General features: G+C 36.2%; 12 protein-coding genes and 1 pseudogene. 9 read left to right on the top strand and 4 right to left on the bottom strand.

The window, feature by feature from the left end; all coding sequences use genetic code 11:
• Positions 1-88: 88 nt before the first annotated feature.
• From ACGLXV_RS17850 to ACGLXV_RS17830, 5 genes are all read left to right on the top strand, one after another.
• Positions 89-217, top strand: a complete 129-nt coding sequence (locus ACGLXV_RS17850; RefSeq protein WP_391559690.1) for a hypothetical protein — start codon at positions 89-91, stop codon at positions 215-217.
• Positions 218-263: 46 nt separating this feature from the next.
• Complete coding sequence (locus ACGLXV_RS17845) at positions 264-605, top strand: lipoprotein (RefSeq protein ID WP_391559689.1); 342 nt, start codon at positions 264-266, stop codon at positions 603-605.
• A gap of 109 nt (positions 606-714) precedes the next feature.
• On the top strand, positions 715-1116 hold the full coding sequence (locus ACGLXV_RS17840; protein WP_391559688.1) for an Rrf2 family transcriptional regulator: 402 nt from the start codon (positions 715-717) through the stop codon (positions 1114-1116).
• 82 nt (positions 1117-1198) lie between these two features.
• Entirely contained in the window at positions 1199-2104 is a 906-nt protein-coding gene (locus tag ACGLXV_RS17835) for an NAD(P)/FAD-dependent oxidoreductase (protein ID WP_391559687.1), read from the top strand.
• 77 nt (positions 2105-2181) lie between these two features.
• Positions 2182-2877: a class I SAM-dependent methyltransferase gene (locus ACGLXV_RS17830; RefSeq protein WP_391559686.1), complete on the top strand. Its 696-nt coding sequence runs from the start codon at positions 2182-2184 to the stop codon at positions 2875-2877.
• A gap of 41 nt (positions 2878-2918) precedes the next feature.
• Here ACGLXV_RS17830 and ACGLXV_RS17825 read toward each other — a convergent pair whose 3' ends face one another.
• Complete coding sequence (locus tag ACGLXV_RS17825) at positions 2919-4622, bottom strand: methyl-accepting chemotaxis protein (protein ID WP_391559685.1); 1704 nt, start codon at positions 4620-4622, stop codon at positions 2919-2921.
• 319 nt (positions 4623-4941) lie between these two features.
• Between ACGLXV_RS17825 and ACGLXV_RS17820 the strand changes: the two genes are divergently transcribed.
• Together ACGLXV_RS17820 and ACGLXV_RS17815 are read left to right on the top strand one after the other, a co-directional pair.
• Positions 4942-5439 (top strand): GNAT family N-acetyltransferase, encoded by a 498-nt coding sequence (locus ACGLXV_RS17820; protein WP_391559684.1) that lies wholly within the window; start codon positions 4942-4944, stop codon positions 5437-5439.
• Between the two features lie 189 nt (positions 5440-5628).
• A pseudogene (locus ACGLXV_RS17815) lies at positions 5629-6136 on the top strand (DUF3916 domain-containing protein).
• A gap of 84 nt (positions 6137-6220) precedes the next feature.
• Here ACGLXV_RS17815 and ACGLXV_RS17810 read toward each other — a convergent pair.
• On the bottom strand, positions 6221-6412 hold the full coding sequence (locus tag ACGLXV_RS17810) for a hypothetical protein (protein WP_119708017.1): 192 nt from the start codon (positions 6410-6412) through the stop codon (positions 6221-6223).
• A gap of 31 nt (positions 6413-6443) precedes the next feature.
• On the bottom strand, positions 6444-6968 hold the full coding sequence (locus tag ACGLXV_RS17805; protein ID WP_391559683.1) for a hypothetical protein: 525 nt from the start codon (positions 6966-6968) through the stop codon (positions 6444-6446).
• 270 nt (positions 6969-7238) lie between these two features.
• On the opposite strand from ACGLXV_RS17805, the gene ACGLXV_RS17800 reads away from it, so the two are divergent.
• Together ACGLXV_RS17800 and ACGLXV_RS17795 are read left to right on the top strand one after the other, a co-directional pair.
• On the top strand, positions 7239-7577 hold the full coding sequence (locus tag ACGLXV_RS17800) for a hypothetical protein (RefSeq protein WP_391559682.1): 339 nt from the start codon (positions 7239-7241) through the stop codon (positions 7575-7577).
• On the top strand, positions 7570-7827 hold the full coding sequence (locus ACGLXV_RS17795; RefSeq protein WP_391559681.1) for an STAS domain-containing protein: 258 nt from the start codon (positions 7570-7572) through the stop codon (positions 7825-7827). The genes ACGLXV_RS17800 and ACGLXV_RS17795 overlap by 8 nt, the downstream gene beginning before the upstream one ends.
• Before the next feature lie 104 nt (positions 7828-7931).
• On the opposite strand, the gene ACGLXV_RS17790 is transcribed toward ACGLXV_RS17795, so the two are convergent.
• Entirely contained in the window at positions 7932-8054 is a 123-nt protein-coding gene (locus ACGLXV_RS17790) for an FbpB family small basic protein (protein ID WP_119708019.1), read from the bottom strand.
• Between the last annotated feature and the right edge of the window lie 363 nt (positions 8055-8417).

Genomic DNA, 8417 nt, shown 5'->3' with positions numbered 1-8417 from the left:
ATCTATGAGGAGAGAATAAGAAAGAAGAAATGGGAATCTATTTGGTATAAGGTAAAAGTGTATCATATTCATGTAAACGGAGTTGAAAATGAGTCAGAATGATATGGTATTGGTTGTAAGTGTTCGAAACCCGTTGGTGATAAGACAAATAGTTGACGAATGGCAGAGTGGTCAATTTTATCCGACAACCCTGGTAAAGAAGAAATTAGGAATATGAAACCTAACCATAAGTCTAATCGTCTTATATGGGAGGAGTGATTATTTTGAAAAAGTTACTATGTTTTTCGTTACTGGTGTTCTTATACATATCACTAACTGGATGTGGTGTATTGGAATCGAAAAGTAATGTACCCTTGGAAATGGTTGCGTATAATAGTCTTTCAGATGAGGAAAAGGATTTGATTCCAGTTAGTCCGAAAGATTCAAGTGTTGAGAAGGTAGCAGTTAGTCAAGAAATCATATCCATGATGGATGAGGACTATGATAAAGATGAAGTATACTCAGTGATCTTTAACAACACAGAGTCCGAAACTTCTGGAAATCTAGTGGTCTTTTTAGATTTGGACAAAGAAACCGTTGTTGGGAAAGGATTTACCAGTGATTGATTTGAAGTTTTAAACATTATAATTATTTTTTCAAATCCAATTCTTGCTTAAACTTATTATAGTGGATATAATAGACTCACAATGTCTTTAATTGGAGTGGAAAATAAAGATGAAATACACAAAAGCTACAAATTATGCCCTTCATACGATGTTATACTTGGCGGTTGCCACACCGGAGAAACATGTGGGTGTTCAGCAATTGGCGGAACATCAAGGAGTTTCGACTACGTATTTATCTAAAATACTAACGAAACTGGTGAAGGAAGGGATGGTTGAATCGATTTCGGGTGCGAATGGTGGTTATAAACTTAAGCCGAATTGGGAGAGTATATCGTTTTTAGATATTATTCAAGCGATTGAAGGCCCCACACCGTTATTTGACTACTGTCTCAATCATAACCCTGATTGCTTAATACAAAAGGTTATTATTCAAGCAGAAGAAAAGATGCTACATGAACTGAAGCACCAGAAGTTAGTGGATATTGCCAAACAAATGACAATGGCTCCATGAGCCGTGTTATTTTTTACTCCTTTTAAAGATATTAAAGAGTTATTATATCTACAATGGAATTTTTATGTGAAGGATGGGGATCATGAACAAGTTTGATTGTATAGTTGTGGGTGCAGGACCCGCTGGATTAAGTGCCAGTTTGACTTTAGGAAGAGCGAGAAGAAACATTGTGGTTTTTGACGATGGGACAAATAGAAATAGAGTAACTCATGAATCACATGGATTTATTACTCGAGATGGAATAAAACCACAAGAGTTTAAAGAGTTAGGGTTAAAGGAATTGAAGAAATATCCTTCCGTTTCTTACTTTAATACCACCATTACTGAAATATACAAAGAAGAGTGTCAGGATAGATTTGTAGTGAAATCATCAGATGGCCATTCATTTTTTAGTGATAAGGTGGTAATAGCTACTGGTATTCAAGAGGTATTTCCTTTTGTAAGTGTAAGGGAGTATTATGGAAAAAGCCTTTTTAGCTGCCCATATTGTGATGGCTGGGAGTTAAGGGATCAACCATTACTGGTATTAGCAGAAAAAGAAGAGCAGGCACTGCATATGGCCAAATTAGTTTTTAACTGGTCAAGGGATTTGGTGGTTTTAACAAACGGAGTGGAACTGTCTAAAGAAGCGGTTCAAGAATTGAACAAACACAATATTAAAACTAGATTCGATCACATTAAAAACTTAATAGGTGAAAATGGCTACCTACAAAAAATTGAGTTTGAATCAGGAGAAATTCTTACAAGAACAGGTGGGTTTGTTGTTCCGTCTTTTTATCGTCCCAATTCCTTTGCGGAAAAGCTTGGATGTGAAATCCTAGAAGATGGTTCACTAGTAACAGATGGAGCAGGTCGAACAACAGAAAAACATATATACATTGCTGGAGAAACTGAAAAATCAAGTCCCTCATCCTTACTCATCTCAGCTGCAGAAGGGAATAAAGCTGGGGTTGCTGTAAATACTGATTTAATAATGGAACGATTTTAGAAGAATTTTTATAAATCAATTATAGATATTAAGAGTCTATAATGTATGTGATTTAATGCCATAGGAGGCAAGAAGCAATGAATGAAAAACCTAATAATATTTCTGAAATGGCTAAAGTCTACGAAAAAAACACCCGAATATCGATTCCCTCATATGATACGTTATTTTCGATGGTACAGTCATATTTTCGTATGAAATTAAAAGAGAAGGAGGCAAGAATACTTGTAGTCGGAGCAGGCGGTGGAAATGAAATATCTGCATGGGGACCATCAAACCCACAATGGACCTTCACTGGTGTCGACCCCTCAGAAGAGATGATTCGGATTGCAAAAAATAAAACGATTCAACTAGGGGTAGAAAGTCGTGTTCAACTAATCCAGGGAACGATTGATGACCTACCAACTCCAAATTATACCTTCGACGCGGCGAGCTGCATCTTAGTTCTTCATTTTATTGATGGTATTCAAGAGAAGTTGAAACTCCTAACATCGATTAAGGAAAATCTAACATCCGGAGCACCATTTGTACTCGTTAGTGCCTACGGGGACCCTGAAAGCACTGAACTTCAAGACCGATTACAGATATGGAAAAGCTTTTGGTTGGTTGGGGGAGCTGAGTCATCAAAAGTGGAGGAATTAGTGACAAAAGGAATTATGAAAATATCATTTATTCCTGAAAATCAAATACAATGGCTATTGGCGGAGGCTGGATTTACGAATATTACTAGGTTTTATTCGACGGGACTGTTCGGAGGATGGATGTGTCATGCGTGATTTTAGTAGGCCTAAGAATCATTCTTAGGCCCATTTGAGTGTTACACTTGGAACTTCGCCAGCTCTTCCTGTAATTCCTCTGCTAAACGATTTAATGCGAGGGCAGATGCAGCAATTTCCTGCATAGTAGCCAATTGTTGTTCAGATGCAGCAGCTACATTTTGAGAGTTAGAAGATGTGTCTTGTGCAATGGTAGCTAGAGATTGAACGTTGTTTGTAATGTTTTCAGTGGTCTTAGCCATCTGTTCGGCAGAAGAAGAAACCTCGTTAATACGATGGGTAACCATTTGAACAGAATCGAAAATTCGTTTGAAGTTTTCTCCGGTTTCATGAATGACTTTTGTTCCAACCTCGACTTCCTTTAATCCATCAGCCATAGATTCTACTGCAGTCGAAGTATGGAATTGAATTTGGTGAATCAGTTTCGCAATTTGGTCTGCAGAAGTTTTTGATTGCTCCGCTAATAATCTTACTTCGTCTGCTACAACAGCAAAGCCTCGTCCATGGTCACCAGCACGGGCAGCTTCAATAGCCGCATTAAGCGCTAATAGGTTGGTTTGATCGGCTATTCCTGTAATGACACCAACAATTTGACCAATTTCCTTAGAACTTTCGCCTAAAGTATGAACAAGATTAGAGGTGTGACCAACGGATTGCTGAATCGAGTCCATTTGTTGTACTGCTTGTTGAACCAGTGCATTTCCTTCTCTTGCTCGTTGAGTTGAATCTTGAGATGCTTGAGCCACATGGTTTGAAGCTTGGGCGATTTTTAACATATTATGAGCCATCTCATCCATCGTCAAAACAGTTTCTTGTGCACTGACAGATGATGTTTCTGCACCTGACGCAATTCCTTGGATAGAGAAAGTAATTTGTTCGGCTGAAGAAGAGGTTTGTTCAGCGGAAGCATTAAATTCCTGTGAAGCAGCAGCCACTTGATTGGATGTTTCAGAGACCTTATGGATTAATAACTTTAAATTACCTACCATGATGTTTGACGCACTGACTAAACGTCCGAGTTCATCTTTTGATTTCGTTTGTAAATGGTCTCCTCGTAAATCACCATTCGCAATTTTTTCTAACCGTTTAACTACTAGAGAGATATTATTCGAAATCACTCTTGCATTATATAAACCAATCATAATCGCGATCACAATGGCGATGAGAGAGCCAAAAGTAATCAGGCTCTCAGAACTATCAGCTAAAGATTCCACATTCTCTGCTTGAGTCACTGTAATCTGATTTTGCATGTCTACGACTTTTACCCACGCATCGATGGCTTCCTGGCTGTAAGGTAAGCATTTTTCCTCCATTAGGGTGATGGCACCTTCCACGTCTCCACTATCATAAAGAGGAATAATTTCTTCGGTTACGAGTTTTCTCCACTTACTTGTTTTTTCATCCGCATCAATCAAAGCAGACTCGATTTCTTTAGAAATACGTCCTTCATTAATTGCCTCTAATAAGAATTGTTCGGTTTCTTTTGCAATTTCTGTATCAGCTAGAAATTTTTCTTTAAACTCACTTTCATTAAAAAGGATGTAATCTCTGGCGATTTTCGCGCGATTGGCTACACTAAAGGTCATAGAATTTGCAGCTTCTAAAAATTTCATATCGTTTGCTGTGATGTCTTCTACATCATTAGATATAGAAAAAATCGAATAGTAGCTGTAGGAGGCAATGATCACCAATATAGCAAGAATCAGACCAAAACTGAATAAAATTTTTCCCTTAATACTCCTCATAAAAAATTCCCCTTTTACAATTAAAATGTGATGCTAGACATAGGTGGATCGAAGAAATACGAGGACTAAACTAAGGTTGCGGTAAAACTTTTGTACTGAATTATCGCTTGGGTCTTTTGATCTATAATTAAAATAAAAAAATAGTTTGAATTAAAGATAAAATAGTTCAAACTGACTTCTATTTTTGCAACCTATTAAGCATTTTAGTATCCTCGTAATTAGAACTTTATTTTATACACGAGAATGCTAGAAGACAATTTTGAATGTGCTGTATCTTAAGAATTCAGGGGATCCATTTAGGAAAGAGGTTAAAAACAAGATGATTACTTTAAGAAATGTTCAATCTACAGATTTAGAACAGCTTATATTGATTGAGAATGAAGGGTTCTCTAAAGAAGAAGCTGCCACGAAAGAAGCATTTGTGGAGAGGATTCAGTTGATACCTGATACGTTTATTGTAGCAGAAAAGGTAGGGGAGATCCTCGGGTTTATTAATGGCCCTATCATAAATCAGCCTTACATAACCGATGATCTTTTTGAGAAAATCAATGAGAACCCGACAAGTGGAGGCTATCAGAGCATTTTAGGATTAGCTGTGTCCAAACAGGCAAGAAATCAAGGAATTGCAAAAATCTTGATTGAAAAAATAGTAGAGCTTGTTGAAGAAAATGAAAGAGAAGGAATCACTTTAACATGTAAACAGGATTTAGTTTCTTTTTACGAAAAATTTGGATTCGTTAACCATGGCATGTCCGAATCACAACATGGAGGAGTATGCTGGTATAACATGGTCAAATTAAGAGGGAGTATGAATTGAACGCTTTACCCTGAAGCGGTTAATGATTTCTCCTGCTAGTAAATTAGAGCAAGAGAATATAGAGCATTGTTATGAATGTAAGTGATTTAAATGGCTTTGAAAGAGATAATTAAAGAGTTCGAAAAACTAATCAGAGCCAATCAGTATCGATTAATTGAGTTTTTTCGAATAATAATGAGGAGAAATACGATGCGGGAGAAAAAAGTTCGAGGAGTTAAACGTAAATCTAATAATATGATTAAGCGACTTGAAGAAAACACATTGGAGTTTCCAACAGAATTTTACAATGGTTTTTGGCATTTGCATTTACCCGTTGCTCAAGATTTTATAAGTTCAAATAAAACATCAAAAAAAGTTAAACGACTCTGCATTCAAACACTAATAGATAGAGCTGAACATCTTATTGGATTGAAGCCAAATGACAGGGAAAAGTATCGTGTAGTAGTTGCCCTTGATTCACATGATTTATGGGGTTCACAAATTAATTGTATTTAAAGGTGACTCTTATTATAAAGATTTCTTTAAGAGGAATGACAAATATCAAAAGTGGCTACATCTATCTGATGATAACATTCTAACTAAATGGGGACTATCTATTCCTAATGATTTGCATGTATCAGGTTTTAGAGAAGTAATTACTGATGAAGATGGATACCACTATGAAGGTGAAATTTGGTTTATTGGGGAAATGAAATAATCGAAAAAAAATTCGTATGTCCCTTTTCTTAATAATATTAATGGAGAGGACATCTTCATAAAAGAACTTTCCTCTCCAGTTTCATTATCGTTGATTTGTATGAGTGGGACTTGATAGCGAATAACTTTTTATCATTTTTTGTAGATTAAGATGTCCTTCTCTTAATTTAATGGTTTCTTGAAGGATTTTCTGGAATCCTTCCAAATCACGATCAGATGCATTTAATACAGATTTAGGTATCGCCTCTACAAGTTGTTGTAAGTTTAAGTCTGCCATAAAATGACCACCTTTCTTTATTTTTATAAAATTATTTAAGATTCATTTTTTCGTAGTGTTCATAAAACACTTTAAATAGTCTTTCATCCCCACCACGATCAGGATGAAGGAACTTTAGTAGTTTTCTTAGTTCCTTCTTCAGGAAGTCCTTGTCAGCATCCTCCTCGATCCCTAATAAGGAGTGGATGGTATAAGGGGCAGGCGGCGTGAATAATGAATGTTCTGATCTGACCATTTTTTTCAACGAGCGAACTTTGGCTCGTTCAATTCGTAGAGTTATTTCTAGTTCTTCCATTTTTTCTTTTAATCTTGTATTTTCATGAAACGTTTTTTCCCAATGTTCATAATCAACGCCGAATTGTTGACTCATTCTCTCATTTTTCTTTTCAACAATAAAAGTGGCTAAATCGAAAGGATCAATAGAAAAATTTATGTTCAAATCTTTTGTTCTTTTGGCCCTTATTTTCCCATCGAGAATCCAACGAATGACCATTTCTTCACTATCCGCGATGCCTTCACTCCGAAGTAATTCAGTAGTTTCTTTCACATTTAACATAGTATCAACTCTTTAATCTTACTTGTAAATTTAATGTATCATAGGATTCACTATTACAATTTTACAGGTTTGTTTAAATTAGATGTTAAATGTAACTAATATAACGATTATATTAAATTTCAAAGTTCAAAAAGGGAGATTATGAGCTTTTTTATCATATAAATGGAAAAATATATTGTTTATAGTAAAATTAGGAAGTGATTATAGTAATCTGGGAGGTTCTAAGAATTCATACGAAACTCTTAAAATGTTACATGTAAATCAGTGTGATTGTTTACATACGTTAGAGAAGGTGGAGGATCGGCAGCTGTCCTTCCTTTCAAAGCATTTGGTGACGACAATACAAGACAAGAGGTGGCTGGAATGAGCAATGACTCAAATGTAAATATAGAAGGACTTGGTTTTAATTGGGATGTTAAAAGAGGAAGGTTTCAATATGAAAATCAGGATGCCGTCCTTTTTTGGATCAATAGTGCTATGAAGTCTTTCTTTGACACCATTGAAGAGGTATCTGGGGAAGAGGCATCCAATTTGGTCCTCGAGACGACCGGGTATCGTCAAGGGCTTGTAGTGGGGGACTACTTCCGGAAAATCAAGGACTTTGATTAAAGCAAATTATCTAATTCTTGACTTAACAGGTCTTGATACGGAAGTGGATCATTTTACGATCGACCTGATTGTAAAAATTGGCTCAGCAGCTTCCTTAATAGGTACCAAATCGATATTGGTGGGTATTCCTGTAAACCTAGCCATAAAGATGGTTCAATCCCATGTGACACTTAGTCGTTTTGAAGTATTTCAAACACTGCAGCACGGGATTCAATATGCGCTTGCTCAGGTGGGGAAAACGATCAGTTAACCTGTGCTAGGTAGAGAGTGTAATATTTAGTTGATGAAGGTTAAATTGTTGAGAAATTCCTAAATTAACAAAGGCCCCATCTTGTTCAGAGGGGGCCTTACATGTTACTGTTTTATAATTTTTTCTTCCACGCGTTTTTCGATTCTCTCGACTAATAACTTATCCTTTAATAATTCCTCTCTGTTTCGTTTCATCAGTTCCTCTAAAGTTGGTTTTCCGGGTTTCATCTCTTTCTTCCTTCCTGATATTAAAATTTGATTTTTCTGACAATATGATTCAATAAAAAACCTCTACCACTATGGTAAAGGTTTAATGTAAATAAACCTTTACAAACAGGTAAAGGTCTTGCTAACAACGACAAATGGTTGCCAACAAAGCCGGGAGAAAAGTGACTCCGTAATGACGACTTTGCTGTAAAAGCTACTCCCCTTTAAGGAGATATTTGTTTGTATGTGTTAATCATAAAAGATTGTGAATTATTAGTCAAATGATTTGCACTACTTTAGAAAGGAAAAACAAAGATTTGATTGGTAAAAGTGAGTGAGTGCCACATACCTAGCCGCACATTTATCGGACTTCTTATGGAGCAG

The organism is Robertmurraya sp., assembly GCF_036676585.1.
GTDB lineage: Bacteria > Bacillota > Bacilli > Bacillales > Cytobacillaceae > Robertmurraya_A.
This window is presented reverse-complemented; position numbering and strand designations above follow the sequence as displayed.

Excerpts from the sequence above, each read along its gene's own strand:
- ACGLXV_RS17850 (WP_391559690.1), top strand. The coding sequence starts at position 89 with ATGAGTCAGAATGATATGGTATTGGTTGTAAGTGTTCGAAACCCGTTG.
- ACGLXV_RS17840 (WP_391559688.1), top strand. The coding sequence starts at position 715 with ATGAAATACACAAAAGCTACAAATTATGCCCTTCATACGATGTTATAC.
- ACGLXV_RS17835 (WP_391559687.1), top strand. The coding sequence starts at position 1,199 with ATGAACAAGTTTGATTGTATAGTTGTGGGTGCAGGACCCGCTGGATTA.
- ACGLXV_RS17830 (WP_391559686.1), top strand. The coding sequence starts at position 2,182 with ATGAATGAAAAACCTAATAATATTTCTGAAATGGCTAAAGTCTACGAA.
- ACGLXV_RS17825 (WP_391559685.1), bottom strand. The coding sequence starts at position 4,622 with ATGAGGAGTATTAAGGGAAAAATTTTATTCAGTTTTGGTCTGATTCTT.
- ACGLXV_RS17820 (WP_391559684.1), top strand. The coding sequence starts at position 4,942 with ATGATTACTTTAAGAAATGTTCAATCTACAGATTTAGAACAGCTTATA.
- ACGLXV_RS17810 (WP_119708017.1), bottom strand. The coding sequence starts at position 6,412 with ATGGCAGACTTAAACTTACAACAACTTGTAGAGGCGATACCTAAATCT.
- ACGLXV_RS17805 (WP_391559683.1), bottom strand. The coding sequence starts at position 6,968 with ATGTTAAATGTGAAAGAAACTACTGAATTACTTCGGAGTGAAGGCATC.
- ACGLXV_RS17790 (WP_119708019.1), bottom strand. The coding sequence starts at position 8,054 with ATGAAACCCGGAAAACCAACTTTAGAGGAACTGATGAAACGAAACAGA.